Genomic DNA, 17,553 nt, shown 5'->3' on the forward strand with positions numbered 1-17,553 from the left:
CGGCGTTACCGGCTGGATGGGCGTAGCCCGGCTGGTGCGCGCCGAGTTCCTGACGCTCAAAACCCGTGAATTCGTCCAGGCGGCCAAGGTCCTGGGGGCCAGTGATCTCCGGATTATCTTTGTTCACATCCTGCCCAATGCCCTGGCCCCGGTCCTGGTCTCGGCCACCCTTGGAGTCGCCGGAGCTATCCTGACTGAAAGCGCGCTGAGCTTCCTTGGTATCGGGGTCCAACCGCCGACCCCTTCGTGGGGAAATATCCTGACTGCAGGCAAAGACAATATCTCCATCGCCTGGTGGCTGAGCCTGTATCCCGGGCTGGCTATCCTCATCACCGTCCTGGGCTATAACCTCCTTGGAGAAGGTATCCTATAACCTCCTTGGAGAAGGTATCCGCGACGCCCTGGACCCCAGGCTCAGAGAGTAAAGAAGAGAAGGAAGAGAAGGAAGGAGATTTCTGGGGGGAACTTTTTGAAAAAAGTTCCCCCCAGACCGCCTTCAAAAACTTTTCACAAGCTGACGCATCTCTGATAAAATTTTTAGAAGAGATTTGCCAATACAAGCTCCTCTGAATTCCTCAGTCACTCTCCAACATGAAAAAAGTTAAAAACATTTTCAGCGACTGCCTCACTGAGGCCTTTGGCTTCTGCCAAATCATCTATTGAAGCAGCCTTTATGGCCTGAATAGAGCCGAAGTGTTTCAGCAGGACCTTGCGGCGGGCTGGGCCGACGCCAGGAATCTGGTCCAAAACCGATCGGACGCCTTTTTTGCGGCGGAGCCGGCGGTGGTAGGCCTGGGCATAGCGGTGAGCCTCGTCTCGAATGCGCATGAGGAACAGCAGGCCTGGAGCGCCGGGCCGAAAGTTTACCGGATTTTTTCTTCCGGGTAACCAGACGCGATCTGGTTCTCTGTCCCGTCCTTTGGCCAATCCGGCCAAAGGCGGCGGGTCTTGAATCTTCAGGTCCTTGATCACGGCCAGAGCCATGCTTAGCTGACCCCGGCCTCCGTCCAGGAGCATCAGGTCCGGCCGGGCCAGGTCTTCCCTTTGCAGGCGGCGCCTGACAACCTCGTACATCATGGCGTAATCGTCCTGGCCGGAAGCTGATTTGATCCTGAAACGCCGATAATCGGACTTGCGCCAGGCCCGGTCTTCAAAGACAACCATTGCCCCAACAGGCTCATCGCCCTGCAGGGCCGACAGGTCAAAGGCCTCAATGCGGTGCGGCGGTTCCGGCAGATTTAGCTTTTTCTGGAGCTCCAGCTGAACCTCAGCCCCGAGCTCTGCAGCCTGCATCCTTTGGGCTAAAGCGGTGACCGCATTGGTCGCGGCCAGTTCGACCAATTTCTTTTTAGCACCCCGAACCGGAGATTTAACATGCACCCCTCCTGCTTTTTTTTCCTTAAGCCATTCCTGAAGGGCTTCCGCGTGCTCCAGCTTAACGGGTACCAAAATTTCGTCTGGTATCAAATTATCAAGGCTGTAGTACTGACCCAGCAGGGATTCGACGACTTCATGCGAAGGGGCCGCGGTTGCGCCCAGATAAAAATTTCGGTGACCCAGGAGGACGCCTCGACGCACAAAGAGCATGACAGCCATGCCCTGACCCCGATCCTGGGCCAGGCCGATGACATCCTGATCGCCTGTATTCAGCGAAACCATCTTTTGTTGTTCCAGGGTTTTCTTTATGTCAGCCAGCCTGTCTCGATACCAGGCTGCAGCTTCAAAGTCCAGTTGCCTGGAGCTTTCTTGCATCTTTTGCTCCAGTAATTCCATGAGCCGTTTATTCCGGCCTTGAAAAAAAAGGGCGACCTCCTCCACCAGGGCCTGATAATCCTCCTGGCTGATGTATCCCACGCAAGGGGCGCTGCACCGTCCAAGCTGGTAATTCAAACAGGGTCGGTCCACGGCCTTGACATCGGCCCGGCGGCACTGGCGCAAGGGAAAGAGCCGCTGGATAAGACGCATTGTTCGACGCATGGAGGATGATGATGAAAAGGGGCCGAAATAGAGCGCCCCGTCCCGCTTGATTCGCCGCACGACCTCCAGCCGTGGATATGGATGCGGTATGTTGAGGCGAATATATGGATAGGTCTTATCGTCCCGTAAATTAACGTTAAAACGAGGCCGGTGCTTTTTGATGAGGCTATTTTCAAGAATAAGGGCTTCTTTTTCAGTGTCAGTCTGGATGTACTCCAGGTCTTTGATCTGATTCATCAGTTTGAAGGTTTTAGAGGACGACGGACCCTTTTGAAAGTAACTAATAACCCGCTTCCGAAGGGACTTGGCCTTGCCCACGTAAATAACTCGGTCCCGGGCATCTTTCATCAGGTAAACCCCGGCGGCCTCGGGGAGTATGGCCGCTTTGGTTTTTAATTTTTCTTTACCAGTCATGGTTTGGGGGGAAGCCTTTTTTAGCGGAAGTGTGGCCTCAATCACCTTTGCAAAAACCAATACAAATTAATTCGAGGCAGCCAGACTTGACCTGATAATTAGAAGGCGCGGCCCTGACACTTCCCTTTATAACCAATGCAGCTCCTCATCAGAAATGACCTTGATACGATCCCTGATCTGGGCGGCCTCCTCAAAGTCCAATCGTTCAGCAGCGGCCTTCATCTCCTTTTTCAGGGCCTTGATGATCAGGGATATTTCTTCAGGAGGGATGTAATCGGGCTCTGGCTCATGTACGGCCGGGATGGACACGTAATCGGCTTCGTAAATTGAACCGAGGACGTCATCTATAGATTTGACAATGGTTTCGGGCGTAATGCCATGTTCCTTGTTATAGGTCGTCTGAAGGACACGGCGGCGGTCAGTTTCAGTTTTGGCTCGCTGCATGGAACCGGTCTCCACGTTTCCATAAAGAATGACCTGACCGTCTACGTTTCGTGCGGCCCGTCCGCAAGTCTGAATCAATGAACGTTCTGAACGCAAAAACCCTTCCTTGTCCGCATCCAGGATGGCTACCAACGAAACCTCGGGCAGGTCAAGGCCCTCCCGGAGCAGGTTGATCCCAACCAGGACATCGTACTTCCCGGCCCTGAGATCGTGGATAATTTTTATTCTTTCCAGGGTCTTGATATCGGAATGGAGGTAGTTGACCTTCAGCCCCAGTTCTTGGAAGTACTCGGTCAGGTCTTCGGCCATACGCTTGGTCAGGGTAGTGACCAGGGTTCGTTCCTCTCGCCTGGCTCTTTCCCTGATTTCACTGAAGAGATTGTCCACCTGGCCCTCGGCCGGGCGAAAGATCATCTGCGGGTCCATCAAACCGGTGGGACGTATGATCTGTTCAGCGATGACGCCATTCGATTTGGCGAGTTCATATTCTGCCGGCGTAGCCGAGACATAGACTACCTGATTGAGCAGGCCGTTGAATTCATCAAAGTTCAGGGGCCGGTTATCCAGGGCTGAAGGCAGCCGGAAGCCGTAATCCACAAGGTTCTGCTTCCGGGACCGATCCCCCTTGTACATACCCTGAATCTGAGGCACGGCCAGGTGACTTTCATCAATAAAAAGCAGAAAATCCGAAGGAAAGTAATCTAACAGGGTCGGAGGGGGCTGGCCGGGGGCGCGGCCGGTCAGGTGACGGGAGTAGTTTTCGATGCCATGGCAGAACCCCATCTCCTGGAGCATCTCGAGGTCGTAATTGGCCCGCTCTTCCAGGCGCTGGACCTCGATGAGCTTTCCCTGCCCGCGAAAATACTGAAGCCTTTCTTTGAGCTCCTCCCGAATACAGGTGATGGCCCGTTTCATGGTGTCAGCTGTTGTGACGTAGTGACTGCCAGGGTAGATAGCCACCTTTCTCAGATCGTTTTCTATTCTGCCTCGTAAAGGATCAATAACGCGGATGGACTCCACAGTATCTCCGAAAAATTCAATGCGCACCGCCTCGGCGTCCTCATAGGCCGGAAAGATCTCGAGACAGTCGCCCCGAACTCTGAAGGTTCCCCGGTGGAAGTCGTAGTCATTACGCTCGTACTGCATCTCAACCAGCTTGGCGATAACATCTTCCCGCGACCGATCCACATCCTTTTCCAGGTAGAGCATCATCTCCTGATAGGCCTCTGGAGAACCAAGGCCGTAAATGCAGGAGACACTGGCCACGATAAGGACGTCCCGACGGTCCAGGAGCGAGCGGGTGGCTGAGTGGCGCATTTTGTCAATGGCCTCGTTGACGTCGGTCTCTTTTTCGATGTAGATGTCGCTCTGAGGGAGATAGGCTTCAGGCTGGTAATAATCGTAGTAACTGACAAAATATTCGACAGCGTTGTGAGGAAAGAGGTTTTTAAATTCCCCATAAAGCTGAGCCGCCAGGGTTTTGTTTGGCGCCAAAACCAGGGTGGGCCGGTTGACCTGAGCCACGACATTAGCCATGGTGAAGGTCTTGCCCGAGCCTGTCACACCAAGCAGGACCTGATGTTTAACTCCCTGGTTGAGATTTTGAACGATGTTCTCTATGGCCTGGGGCTGGTCCCCTTGGGGCGTAAAATCAGTGACCAATTCAAAATCAGGCACGGCAGATCTCAGAAAATTAACAGGTTAGGTTTCGATGCGCCACCGGGTTTGAGCGCCGACATCCTCCAGGATCACTCCCTTCTCTTTGAGCTCATCCCGAATGCGGTCTGCCTCGGCCCAGTTCTTATCGGCCCTGGCCTCGACCCGGACCCTGATCATCTCTTCGATCTTTTCACGGGAGAGACCGGATTCTAAGATGCCCTTTTGTGTCCGTTGGCCAAGGTATTGATCCGGATCGTGAATAAAGACACCCAGGACCTGACCCATAGAGCGGACAGCCGACACCCAGGACCTGATGCGGTCGTGTTCCGTTTTCCCGGCTCGTCCCTGATCCAGGAGGTGGTTCAGCTCCCGCACGCACTCAAAGGCGTAACCCAAAGCGCGGGCGGTATTGAGGTCGTCATCCATGGCCTCCCTGAACTGGCCCAGAACCCCGGCTGTATCCCGGGGAGGCTCCATTTCTTCCACCGACCCGACCAGATCCTCAGCCTCTTTAAGGGTTCGGTAGGCCCGTTCCAGTCCCCGGCCTTCTTCCTGCAGGGTTTCGATGGAAAAATCAATCGGGCTTCGGTAGTGTTTGGACAGCACAAAAAGCCTCAGGATCTCGGGGTGAGAATGGACCAGTACATCCCGGATGGTAAAAAAATTCTTGAGTGACTTTGACATTTTCTGGTGGTTAATCTGAACAAAGCCGTTATGCAGCCAGTAACGGGCGAATTTTCGGTTCAGCGGTACAGCCTGGGCGAGCTCGTTTTCATGGTGGGGGAAAATAAGGTCATGGCCTCCGCCGTGGATGTCGAATTCCGCCCCAAGATAGTGGGCGCTCATGGCCGAACACTCAAGGTGCCACCCTGGCCGTCCCGGACCCCAAGGACTGGGCCAGGAAGGTTCACCGGGCTTGCTCTCCTTCCAGAGCACGAAATCCAAAGGGTTCTTCTTGTGCGGGTCAACCTTGACTCTACTCCCGGCCCGCAACTTCTCGATATCACGACCGGCGAGGCGACCATAGGCCGGGAAGCGGGAAACCTCATAGAAGACATCTTTACCGGCCTGGTAGGCAAGGCCTTTTTCAAGCAAGCCCTTGATATCAGCGACCATGAGATCAATATGCTCGGTGGCTCGCGGTTCCACGTCCGGCCTGAGGAGACCGAGGGTATCCATGTCTTGATGAAACATGCTGATGTAACGTTCAGCCAGATCTAAATAATTACTATTTTCTTCCTGGGCCCGTTGGATGATTTTGTCATCCAGGTCTGTGAAGTTGCGGACATATCGGACTTCGAGCCCTATAGATCGGAGGTAGCGAACCAAGGTGTCGAAGACGATATAGCATCGGGCGTGGCCGATGTGGCACTGGTCATAAACCGTCGGCCCGCAGACATAGATCGTGGCCTTTCCCTTTTCCAGCGGGACAAAAGGCTCTTTTTTCTGAGTTGCGGTGTTGTATAAAACCAGGGACATCTTTCCTTCTGGAATCGTTTAAATCACCTGACGCCGATTTCCGTCAAGCGGAGACAACATGTCTTTCGAGGGGGAGGAAGGTTTGATTGGCTCCAGGTCCTGGCCTTGGCCTCATCTGCAACGTTTCCGCGACAACAGGACCACGGCCCAAGCGGCCAAACCTTCCTGGCGTCCAATGGCTCCCAGACCTTCGGTGGTGGTGCCTTTGACGTTCAAACGATCCGGCTCCGTGGACAGGGCTTCAGCCATGATCTGGATCATCTCCGGGACATGATCCCTGATTCTTGGTCGTTCAGCGATCAGAGTCAGGTCCGCATTGACCAGATCAAATCCGGCGGCCCTGACCTTGTGCGCGACCTGACCGAGCATGGCACGGCCTTCCATCCCAGCCCATTGCGAATCCTTATCTGGAAAATTGACTCCAATATCCGGCAGGCCCGCAGCGCCAAGCATGGCATCACAGAGGGCGTGAACGATGACGTCAGCGTCTGAGTGACCGGCCAGGCCCTGTTCATGAGGCACTTCCACACCCCCTAACATCAATTTACGGCCGGAAATGAAGGCATGAACATCATATCCAATACCAATACGCATATCGCGACCTTTATGATCATACTCGAGCAGACTCTCGGCCAGGATAAAGTCTTCGGGTAAAGTGATCTTGATATTGTCAACCGCACCGGCCACAATCCGAACCGAACGACCAAGCCTTTCGATGAGCGCGGCTTCATCCGTAGCGATAAAGCCATTTTCCCTAGCTGTAGAAAGGGCCTCGGCCAACCATAAGCGATCAAAGACCTGGGGGGTTTGAGCCTGCCAAAGCTGGCTGCGGTCCAGGGTTTGGACGATGGTCTCTCCCTCGACCAGTTTAAGGGTGTCTCTGACCGGAACAGCAGCAATGGCCGCGCCAGTTTCACGCGCGGCCTGGATCACCTCCTCGATAGTCTTGACCCGAACCAGGGGTCGAACCGCATCATGGATTAAAACCAATTCGATGTCATCTTCCAGGGCCAGAAAGCCGTTATAAACCGAATCCTGCCGACGTTCACCTCCGGTGATGACGCGCACCACCTTCTGAAAACCAAAACGTTCCAGAATCTCAGACCGGACAAAATCTTCCTGCCCTTCAGGGACAACAAGAATGACCCGATCCACTGAAGCAGTCTGTTCAAACTGAGAGAGGGTATGAGCGAGCACCGGCCACTGGCCCAGGTCTGAAAACTGCTTGGGCTGTAACTGGTTGAAGCGTCTGCCCACGCCTCCGGCCGGAATAATCGCTACGACCGGACCGCTGCGCTCACCCGAATTCATGATACACCTCAAAAAGGGGGCGGTGATGGACCTTTTAGGACTCAGGAAGGGGCCTGTAAGCCGAGTTCTGTTCCCCGCTCCGGTCGCCCGGAAGCGGGGTAATGATCATTAATCTAGGAGACCGGTTCCCCGGCCTCTCAAGCAACCTACCCTGGGATTTCGGGCGGGCCACCCTCAAACACCCCTCTATTTGGTCTTGCTCCGGATGGGGTTTACCAAGCCTCCGGCGTCACCACCGGACCTGGTGAGCTCTTACCTCACCTTTTCACCCTTGCCACGGCCGAACCGTGGCGGTGTATTTTCTGTGGCACTTTCCCGAGGTCACCCTCGCTGGCAGTTAACCAGCATCCTGCCCTGTGGAGCTCGGACTTTCCTCTCGCGCTTAGCTTTTGCCTGCGCCAGCGATCATTCAGCCTGCTTCCTTGAGTCTGATCCCCCTTCTTGACTCTTTTCTCCTGGCTCCGGTCCGTGAGACGCGGCCCGGGAGGCCAATTTATCGGCGTGAGCATTAAATTCACGCCTAATATGTAGAATATCATAGGCCTCCAGGTCTTGCAATAGGGCCATGACCTGGGCATAAAGCGGACGCAGGCGCTGATTCTTCACCCGATAGAGACCCTGAACCTGCCTGACCACCAGTTCAGAATCCAGCATAACCTTGAGGCGGGTTGCGCCCTGGTGATGAGCCTCCTCAAGCCCCAGAATCAAGGCCTGATACTCGGCCTCGTTGTTGGTGGCCCGACCCAATGATCGGCTGAGTTCAGCCAGGACCAGGCCGGCTGGATCTTCAAGCACGACGCCAGCTCCTGCCGAGCCAGGATTACCTTGAGAGGCGCCATCGGTATGAAGGGTCCACCAGCCCTCGCTTTTCTCAAGACCTTTCAATAAATTTTTCTGATCGTTCATTGGTTATCCCTAAAGGAATTCCATTAAAGAATGGTTCGCTCCAAACCAGACCAATATTCAAAAATGAGTATCAACTGCTCTTAAAGGCCTTTTTCCGCCATATAGGCCGCCAGGTCAGCCACACGGCAGGCGTAACCCCACTCATTATCATACCAGGTTACAACCTTGGCCAGTTCACCCTCAAGGACCATAGTGAACTCCAGATCAACGATGGAGGAGTGAGGGTTCCCTTTGAAATCCATGGAAACCAGAGCTTCCTCCTCACAAGACATGATATTTTTCAAGTCGGTGGCAGCAGCCTTTTTTAGTTCCTCCCGAAGCTCATCGGTAGAGGTCTTCCGGCTGATTTGAGCCACAAAATCCACCACGGAAACGGTGGGGGTGGGCACACGAAGCGAGTATCCATCAAAACGGCCCATAAGCTCAGGGATGACCAAGGCCACGGCCTTGGCCGCGCCGGTGGTAGTGGGAATGATGTTCACGGCTGCCGCTCGAGCTCTCCGAAGATCTTTATGAGCAAGGTCCAAAATTCGCTGATCGCCCGTATAAGAATGCACGGTCGTCATCAAGCCTTTTTCGATGCCAAAGGCGCGGTGAACAACAAGGGCGGGCGGGGCCAGGCAATTAGTGGTGCAGGAGGCGTTTGAGATGATATGGTGTCTCTCCGGCCGGTAGGCCTCGTGATTGACTCCCATGACCACTGTCAAATCTACTTCGTTGGCCGGAGCAGTAATGATCACTTTCTTGGCCCCAGCCTCGAGGTGGGCCGAAGCTCTTGGTCCGGTTCGAAAAAGACCGGTGCCTTCCACCACGATATCCACGCCAACATCACTCCAAGGTATTTCGGCTGGATCGCGACTGGAAAAATTTTTAATCGCCTGGCCATCAATCAGAAGGGTGTCATCTTCGACCTCCACCTTCCCCTGGAACTGGCCATAGTTCGAATCGTACTTGAAAAGATGCGCATTGGTCTTAACATCATAGAGGTCGTTGACTGCGGCCACCTCTAGAGACCCAGGATATCTTTCCAGTACGGCTTTTAAAACCTGACGGCCAATCCGGCCAAAACCATTAATACCGATGCAAACCATGATTCCTCCTTTGGTTATTGCCTGTTAGTTGTTTCATTTTTAAAAACCTTAAGACACAAAATTCCCTTATGTCGGCTCGTTTTATTACAAGCCGTTGAGTGATGAGGAGTGACCTTAGTACATACCCCTGGGCTGATCAATCTCAATCTTCAATCAGGGCTCTGGTCTCGGTTAACCGTGCCAGGACATCGGGAAAGTAGTCCTGATTGGTGTGAGGCAGGAATTGAGCGGCCACATAATGCTCCATAAAACTCGGCACTTCAGACAGCTCGAAGTTGGTGATCTGATTAACCACAGCTTTAACGTCCTGACGCAAATAATTGGATAGCGAGTTCAGTTTTGCCCCGAGAAGGGAACCATTGCCAATGAAGGAAAACTGACCCAGGTCCATCTCAGGCAGGAGGCCGATCATGATCGCCTTTTCCAGATTGACATACCGGCCGAAGCCTCCAGCGATGATAACCCGCTGAAGGTCTGATATAGACAGGCCCACCGCCTCGAGCAGGGTCAGATATCCGGCGTACATTGCCCCTTTGGCTCTAATAAAATTGTCAATATCCACTTCAGTCAAGACGATATCCAGGCCAATCTGGTTTTCATCGGCCCAGGAAAGCACATATTCGAAACCGTCATCTCCCGGTCTGAGCCGATCTGTTTTAAGGTCGCGATTGTATTTTCCATTTGCATCCAGGACTCCCATCTCGAACAATCCAGCCACGGTACTGATCAGGCCTGAGCCGCAGATGCCTTTGGGACTCTTCCTGTTCATTGTCAGGATCATCGGTTCCAATGTCCTGGGGTTAATTGAAAATTCCTCGATAGCGCCCGAGATGGCACGCATACCGAACTTGATGCCTCCACCCTCGAAGGCCGGCCCGGCCGAGCAGGCGGCGCAGGCCATCCAGTCTTTGTTACCGATCACGATCTCGCCATTCGTTCCCAGGTCAATATAAAGAGTCAAGGCCTCATCTTTGTACATGCCGCAGGCGATGATTCCTGACACGATATCCCCGCCAACATAGCTTGCTACGGCCGGAAAAACATGAACCCGAACATGTTCGCCCAAAGCCAACCCCAGGCTTGAGGCCGGAACCGGTGGGAAAAAATTGGCGGTGGGCACATAGGGGGCCAGTCGGATGTATTTAGGGTTCACACCTAAAAGGAGCTGGGTCATGGTCGTATTCCCAGCCATGGTGGCCACGCTGATCTCAGCCGGATCAATCTTCTGGCGCTTACATATAATATCAATGATGTTGTTGATGGTCGTAATGACCAACTCCTGCATCTTTTTTAAGCCACCGGGTTTGCCAGCATAATTAATTCGGGTGATGACGTCTTCACCATAGCTGATCTGGCGATTGAAATCGCCGTAGGTCTCCAGGACCTGACCGGTGCTGAGGTCCAAGAGCTGGCCAAAGATCGTGGTTGTACCCACATCCACAGCCAGGGCGTAGTTTGAGCGGGTGTGATCACCAGATTGGATATTAGTCAGTCTAATTCTGGCACTCTCGGGTTCAGCCACAAATGAAGGACGATAGGCCAGGGTAACTGTTGTCTCGAAGTCCCGGTCCCGTACGACCTCAGGCAAAATTTTAATAGCCGTGAAGTCAACACTCAAGTTATGAGTATCATGCTGAACCCTGAGCGAATTGACAATCCGGGAGAGATCGCTGATATTATCACCAGCGGTAGGGGGTTCAACCCTAACCAGTTTCTTAACAAAAGGCGGATAAAATTTGCCTTCAGCAGTGAGATGCTCAACTCCGATCTCCTCAGCCATGCGAGCGGCGTTCCGGCCGGGCCTGGGGCGATTCAGGGCCCTGGCCTCGAGCTGCGATTCGACTGGGACGCGAATGGTTACATCACTCAGCACAGAAGACTCGCAGGCCTGACGATATCCGGCCTTATAATCCTCTTCTGTTATATGGCTGCCACGGGGAGACTCGAGTTCACCTGCTTCAAGGATGACCCGACATTTGCCACAGACGCCTTCACCCCCGCAGGAGGCGTTGATATGAACCCCGGCAGACATGGCCGCCTGCAGGAGATTAGCGCCCTCATCTACTTCAACCGTCACATCATCAGGAAGGAAATGGATAGAAAATCCGGCCACGGTTTTAAGTTCCTTTATCCTCTTACAAAGGTTCCCGGTGAGAGCTTCGAAACTTGGAGTTTCTTTTCTCTTAAGCCCTCGGTAATCCCGGGATGTATTGGTGACTACTATTATATATTGGCGGGCAGCCGGTTCTGTCAAGCTCAAATGAACTAAAAGAACTTCAGGTCACTGATTTTTCGGCTAAAGTCCGCTCGCAAAGCCTGTCACCGGTTAAAACCAGGCGAGATTTTCCAATCAGAACCCAGAATGCCATCCATTCAGGTTCACGAGACGGAAATTTCCTTCAGACCCCATTGAATATCACTCCGACTAAAAAAAAATATTTTAGGGCAACAGGATGATTGAATAGCAGAAATTAATTTCCGTCACATCCTCATTTAACTTACAGGGACTTCTTGGCCTTAAAACCGTGTTTGGCAGCGTATAAAAAATGAAAAGCTGGAAAAAGCTGTTAATAACCGTGATATTATGATCTATAAATTATATTTATATTCAACACGTTATGACATGTGTCCGGTTCAAAGCCTTCCTTTAGAAAAGATACTCATGATTTGAAAAGGATTTTAGAAAAACCTCTTCCGTTTTATTTCCTTTCTATTTGAAAGTAACATTATTAAGGCTAAATTATGAAAAATTAATAAAATTTATCTTGACAAACGATAAAAATAGTTGTAATAAGATTCAAGCTGAAAAAATATTTCCATAATATACACTATTTTATTGCAGATTTTTTATTGAACTCCCGGTATATGATATTAGCGCACCAAAGGTGGCAAAGAAAGAGCGAGGTCAATTTCCAGCTGCCCCAATGTTTAATAAAAATTAGCTGGTTATAGGATAAGGGGAGAGAATCATGGCTTTTAGTATTCCGGAAATCATTGAGGCCATTTCTGTTCTGATAGTGGTGGTCTTCATATCTATTGTCTTGATGAAGTTGGGGAAGTTAATTGATAAATACAGCGATAAAATTGAAGGCGGAAGCGAATAGCTTTATCAGCCTCAATAAAATTTAAGGAGGGAGGTGATGATCAAATAAGAGGCGTGTCCAGTTAAGGACAGTAACACTGTGGTAAGCGTTACAAGGTCTTGTCGTTCATTATTTATTAAAGGGGGTAAAAATTAGATGACTGAAGTAGTTGCGAATGTCCTCGGTAATGTTGGATCTCTGTTAGTCTATGTTGGTGTATTTGTGCTACTCGTTAACATAGGCGCTGCCATCAAGTCTATGGCGGAGAAAATGTAAACCAGTCAAGCCCGAGGGCCTTTAGAGGGATGCACCCTCTGAAGGCCCTACCTCTTGCACGAAAAAGTTGAAAGGGGAGGAAAGCGGTGGACAAACTAGACCGTTTTAATAATGCCATAACTGACATCTCTGTAAGCTGGCGAAATATCTTTATTTTTGCGGCTGGAATATTCGTAGCTGGTACGATTTTTGCCATTGCGGGTGAAAGTAAGACGGCTTGGCTCATTATTTCGTGGATCATCGTAGCCGTCTTGGCCTTTCTGTTTTTCTACCTGCCGCGAAAAGAGACCAAGGAAGAGGAAAGCTAATTCGTTTTTAAGTGATCCGCTCCCTCTTTGCTAGCTATTATTGGGAACCACCAGAGGCAAGTGTGCCCCATGGGGGAAGGAAGTATTCTTTAACGCCTCGGAGTGCTTTTTACAATTTGCCTCATGAGAAAACTCCTTCTCTATCATTATTGATGATTGAGTCTCCCTTCTTATCTCCACCTTCGCTTCGTATATGAGGCGAAGGTGGAACTTTTTTAACCGGCCCCTTTTCCGGCTTCATACCTGCATCAACAAGACCATCGTAATCCTCTAGTATTTCTAGCAGTTAATTGGCTTAAAACTAGTCGGCATATCGTTTTATTTATAAGGAATTTAGATCAAGCTCAATTCTCGCAGCTTTTTATAAGGCAGTCTGCAGGCAGGTTCTCCTACGCTCACTCCTGGACCTTTTCTATAATCTTCTTTATCCGTTCGATTCCCTCTGGTGAAACTTTACCCAGAGGCGGCCTGACGCAGGAGGCGCCCGGGTGACCCATGATCAGTATAGCCTCTTTAAGGGCAGCTATTGGCGGCACGGAGACCATACTAATTTCGGAAAGCATTGAGATTTTTCGCTGACAATTAATGATCCCGTCAAAATCTTTATTTTGGAACGCCTGATAAAGATCGACCGAAAGATGGGGCATGACATTTATCAAACTGCCAATTAAACCATCCCCTCCAACAGCGAGCGTTCCGAACAGGTATTCGTCAATGCCGGCCAACACGGAGAAGTATTCATGGACAGCCTTGACCCTAAAAACGATATTACGGATGTGACTCAGGCTATCAATAGTGTCTTTTATCGCAACCAGTTTGGGCACGGATTCCACCATGCGAAGTAAAAGTCTGGAGCCAATTCCCTGCCCGGTCAAAGCGGGAAAATTATAGGCTACCAGAGGCAATGAACAGGCCTGCCCAACAGCTTTATAAAACTCCAGCACAGAATCATCGCTGACCTTCCAGAAATAGGGAGTTATGGCCACGATTCCATCCGCGCCCGCTTTTTCAGCATGTTTGGCCAATGCGATCACCTCGTCTAGGTTATTGCTGCTCACACCCAGCAGGACCGGCACCCTTCTATTCTATTTACATGTTTGACCATTGCTGTCGCGTGTTCCTGGCGTTCAGAAAAAGTGAGGTAAGGAAATTCACCGCCAGAACCCTGAAAAAACAAACCATTTACGCCAGCGTCAATCAAGAAATCTGCATGATCAAACTGAGTATTAAAATCTAACCCGCCATCGTCCTTAAACCATGTACAAACTGCTGGAATCACGCCTTTAAAGGTCATTATGTCCCCTTTTCGGCCTTTTATTTTCGCTGCCTACCTGGCAGTTCTCTTTCAGTCAGGTGGAAACACCCAGTTTAGGCAGAATATACCACTGAAGTACGAACCAGATCCCCACTATGATAACAAGCCACCAGATGCTCATTTGGATCCTCCAATCACTTTATTTCTCCTTTTAATGCAGGTGGAAAGAATCGAACCCGAGTTCAAATGTTCAAGTATTAAGATATCATACTGAAATAAAATGGCAAACGATCAACAGGCTGTTTCTTCAGGGCCGCCAGAAAACGCTCTCTTATAATCACTTGGTTGATTGAACCAATCTTGATTAAAATTTCAGCAAATTCGGCTTTTCATGCATCCCATACTACAGCTTGCATCCATTTTCAAGGAAGGCTTCATAAATCACGATGCACCGCTCCCTTGAGAGCTGAATGTCTCTTGGCTGCGGATAATGCCGGGCCATGAAACCACCATTGAACCGATTAAAAATTTTCACCATTTCCTTAACCTCGGTTCGAATCTCATCGTCCGTGCGGTTTTGGGCTGTAGACCATTGAATGTCCACTGTATTCCAGAAACAGATTTTACCGCCAAAATCGTGTGCTAATTTATTATGGTCCATGAGACGAGGCTGATCAAATTGCAGTACATCCACCCCGATTTCGACCATGTCAGGGATCATGTCCAGGATTTGTCCGCAGTTGTGCCAGATGTAGTGCATGCCATTTTGATGGGCGGCTTTGACAATTCGAGTGTACCGCGGTTTATAGTACTGACGAAAGGTCTCGATCTTCATCTGCAGGCTGGTTTGCAAGCCCCAATCTTCCCAGGTCATATAGCCGTCCACCCCGCCGATACGGGCCCACTGTTCAATAACGGCGACGGTTAACCCCGTCAATCGGTCCAGAAGGGCTTCCAGTCCGTCAGGCTGTGTATATGGAGCGATCATCAGTTCTTCAAACCCAAGCAGGGCCCGCATTCTCTCATACATCATGATGGGGTCAAACCCAACCACGTATTTGCCAGCCTGGTTCGCCTGCTCTACAAACGGCTTTAATTGATCGAACCGCTTCGAGCCAGCCACATCAGGGAATTTGTATTCATTGAGTTTTGATAAGTCCTGGAGCGGATTATCAAAGGCATGATCCCACTCTCGGCCTGTAACCTTCTGGCCCACACCCCATTCGTCATAATAAACATCTCCTTTTTTCCGGGGTTTATGCCACCGGCTTCCTCGTAACAAGGCATCTGCAACGATAACCTCAAAGAAATCGCTCTGAAAGGGGATGACAAAGCTGTACGGAATACGAGGAGGGTCATCAAACTCGATAGCCTGCCGCACCATGTCTCGGTTGGTCATTCCCGGTGGTGTTGGCCTTGGCTTGAGGTATTCTTCGATGATAGCGCCCATGGCCTCATTCATCTGAAGCTCCTCCTTCACCGCCCCAGCCTTTCAGACAACTTGAAAGAAGATTGTATAAGCCGGACTTACGAAAACCTCTTTCCGTTGGAAAGGGGAATATATTATAAAGAAAAGAAAGATGGTCAGTTAAGTATGCTGTTTGACAAAACTGCCGATCCGGTTTATGGCCTCCTGCCCTTCAGGCAGAATCGAGGCAAAAAATTGCCAGACGTGGATCATATCTTCCCAGGGTTCAAAAGTAACATCTACTCCTGCTTTCCTGAAACGCTCAGCCAGGCGGGTGGAGTCATCGAGAAGGGTCTCGCTTGTGCCAACCTGGATAAGCACGGGAGGCAGCCCGGTAAGATCCGCATAGAGAGGGGCTGCGAGAGGCGTGCGGGCATCAGCACCGCCAAGATACGCCCTGGCCATCTCAATAATGCCGTCGCGCTGAACCAGAGGATCTGCTTCAGCCTTTGCGCTCATGGATTGTCCGATGCCTTCCAGGTCCACCCAGGGTGAAAGGCAGACAGCTGCAGCCGGGAGAAGGTCGCCTTCATCCCGTAAAGCCACAAGAGTCGCGACCGTCAATCCCCCGCCCGCAGAATCTCCCGCGATTACGATTTGTGCTGGGTCCAGCCCTTCGCCGACCAGCCAGCGGTAAGCGGCCACTGCATCCTCCACCGCAGCCGGGAAAGGGTGTTCTGGAGCCAGCCGGTATTCAATCATGAGGACCCTCGCTTCTGCTGCACGTGAGATATGCGAGCCCATCTCTCGATGTGTATTGATCGAGCCTATGACGTAACCTCCACCGTGCAGGTAGAGGATAACACGATCATTTGCAGCTTCAGGCGCAATAATCCATTCAGCTGGCATACTGCCCGCCTGAACCGACTCGCAGCGAATGTCCTCCGCTATTGGGAAAAGTTTGGCTTGGGCCTCGAAGTTGGCGCGCTGTTCCTCAACCGTCAGTTCTCCCTCGGGCATGTTTTCCTTTATCGTTTGAATAATCATCTGAAACTCTTGACTGGGCATGGGGAATCCTCCTTCATAAGTAACTGATATGTCTTAATATTATAAAAAACCGGTTTGATGATTCAATTATAATTGCTCCAACCTCAAGGGTCAAGCTGGAACATTTGTAATTCCATGATAATAAAACGTCTGAGAGAATGGTTATTTCAAGGTTCTGACAGGATTGAGGTTCCATGAGGCGGGTAAGACGACTTTATCCATGAAATAAGAATAAAAAGGCAGGGCTGTAACCCTGCCTTAAACATTCTGATTATGCTTCTTGCTTAACCCTTGAAGAGCTTTCTCCGCAGTCCCATGAGGCTAAACAGGCCGGAGCCTAGAAACCAAACTGCACCGGGAAGAGGCACAGCTGTCACCTCAAGCCTTGCGACTGAATATTCGTGATCTTCAAGCCATCCACCATGACAGCCAAAGTTATCATCCCAATTTTGCCAACCTAATGCTTCAAAATATATATCAGTTATAACTGGGGGACTGGCAAAAATTAAATCCAGGAAACCCCATGTCTGCGGAGTTTGACTTGAATCGGCTATTAAAGGATACCACACGCTTTGATCAAAGCTATACCGGCCCTCTTCTAAAAAATAACCGCTCCCGTCATTATACGGCTCATTAAATAAATCTGTAATCAAGATTGCGTGTAAGAGCTGGGGCACGTTAAATTGGAAATGCAAGGTTTCAGGCCCTTCGATTTCATCATTCTCGTAAGAGTATTGAATGCCCAGCCCATCTACTACCGGATCTTGATATAGCACCGCGCCCGCAGGAAGTGCAGTTATTGTTAGGCCGGCAGGTGCATAATAAAAAGATGCTGCGCCGTGCGCACCTGAAAAAGCGCTTGAGGTGAAATCCAGGATCAAGGCATGGGCGCCGC

12 protein-coding genes, 1 other RNA gene and 2 pseudogenes are annotated in these 17,553 nt (G+C 50.9%); 2 read left to right on the top strand and 13 right to left on the bottom strand.

Annotated elements, in window-relative coordinates; translation table 11 throughout:
* Positions 1-425, top strand: a pseudogene (locus tag JRI95_11310) (ABC transporter permease).
* A 154-nt stretch (positions 426-579) separates the two neighbouring features.
* On the opposite strand, the gene uvrC reads toward JRI95_11310, so the two are convergent.
* The 8 genes and pseudogenes from uvrC to JRI95_11350 all read right to left on the bottom strand — a co-directional run bounded on the left by uvrC (position 580) and on the right by JRI95_11350 (position 11,394).
* Positions 580-2,391, bottom strand: a complete 1,812-nt coding sequence (uvrC, locus tag JRI95_11315; GenBank protein ID MBW2062135.1) for an excinuclease ABC subunit UvrC — start codon at positions 2,389-2,391, stop codon at positions 580-582.
* A 126-nt stretch (positions 2,392-2,517) separates the two neighbouring features.
* Positions 2,518-4,512, bottom strand: coding sequence for an excinuclease ABC subunit UvrB (uvrB, locus tag JRI95_11320; protein MBW2062136.1), 1,995 nt, complete (start codon positions 4,510-4,512; stop codon positions 2,518-2,520).
* 24 nt (positions 4,513-4,536) lie between these two features.
* Positions 4,537-5,973 (bottom strand): cysteine--tRNA ligase, encoded by a 1,437-nt coding sequence (locus tag JRI95_11325; protein ID MBW2062137.1) that lies wholly within the window; start codon positions 5,971-5,973, stop codon positions 4,537-4,539.
* A 111-nt stretch (positions 5,974-6,084) separates the two neighbouring features.
* Entirely contained in the window at positions 6,085-7,284 is a 1,200-nt protein-coding gene (gene ispD, locus JRI95_11330) for a 2-C-methyl-D-erythritol 4-phosphate cytidylyltransferase (GenBank protein ID MBW2062138.1), read from the bottom strand.
* 40 nt (positions 7,285-7,324) lie between these two features.
* Positions 7,325-7,706: RNase P RNA component class A (gene rnpB / locus JRI95_11335), an RNA gene on the bottom strand.
* Between the two features lie 55 nt (positions 7,707-7,761).
* Positions 7,762-8,190 (bottom strand): annotated as a pseudogene (locus JRI95_11340) (ribonuclease HI family protein).
* Positions 8,191-8,270: 80 nt separating this feature from the next.
* A complete protein-coding gene (gene gap, locus JRI95_11345) occupies positions 8,271-9,281 on the bottom strand; it encodes a type I glyceraldehyde-3-phosphate dehydrogenase (protein MBW2062139.1) in 1,011 nt (336 codons plus the stop codon).
* A 142-nt stretch (positions 9,282-9,423) separates the two neighbouring features.
* Positions 9,424-11,394 carry a DUF4445 domain-containing protein gene (locus tag JRI95_11350; protein ID MBW2062140.1) on the bottom strand — a complete coding sequence of 657 codons (1,971 nt, stop codon included), beginning with the start codon at positions 11,392-11,394 and terminating at the stop codon, positions 9,424-9,426.
* A 1,332-nt stretch (positions 11,395-12,726) separates the two neighbouring features.
* On the opposite strand from JRI95_11350, the gene JRI95_11355 reads away from it, so the two are divergent.
* Entirely contained in the window at positions 12,727-12,948 is a 222-nt protein-coding gene (locus JRI95_11355) for a hypothetical protein (protein MBW2062141.1), read from the top strand.
* A 395-nt stretch (positions 12,949-13,343) separates the two neighbouring features.
* Here JRI95_11355 and JRI95_11360 read toward each other — a convergent pair whose 3' ends face one another.
* From JRI95_11360 to JRI95_11380, 5 genes are all read right to left on the bottom strand, one after another.
* Entirely contained in the window at positions 13,344-14,024 is a 681-nt protein-coding gene (locus tag JRI95_11360) for a dihydrodipicolinate synthase family protein (protein MBW2062142.1), read from the bottom strand.
* Positions 14,003-14,242 (bottom strand): dihydrodipicolinate synthase family protein, encoded by a 240-nt coding sequence (locus JRI95_11365; protein MBW2062143.1) that lies wholly within the window; start codon positions 14,240-14,242, stop codon positions 14,003-14,005. Before JRI95_11365 ends, JRI95_11360 begins: the two co-directional genes overlap by 22 nt.
* Positions 14,243-14,606: 364 nt before the next feature.
* Complete coding sequence (locus tag JRI95_11370) at positions 14,607-15,665, bottom strand: hypothetical protein (protein ID MBW2062144.1); 1,059 nt, start codon at positions 15,663-15,665, stop codon at positions 14,607-14,609.
* A gap of 126 nt (positions 15,666-15,791) precedes the next feature.
* Positions 15,792-16,679: an alpha/beta hydrolase gene (locus tag JRI95_11375; GenBank protein MBW2062145.1), complete on the bottom strand. Its 888-nt coding sequence runs from the start codon at positions 16,677-16,679 to the stop codon at positions 15,792-15,794.
* A 263-nt stretch (positions 16,680-16,942) separates the two neighbouring features.
* Positions 16,943-17,539, bottom strand: coding sequence for a VPLPA-CTERM sorting domain-containing protein (locus JRI95_11380; GenBank protein MBW2062146.1), 597 nt, complete (start codon positions 17,537-17,539; stop codon positions 16,943-16,945).
* Between the last annotated feature and the right edge of the window lie 14 nt (positions 17,540-17,553).

The sequence above is a fragment of the Deltaproteobacteria bacterium genome, assembly GCA_019308995.1.
Taxonomy (GTDB): Bacteria; Desulfobacterota; Desulfarculia; order Adiutricales; family JAFDHD01; genus JAFDHD01.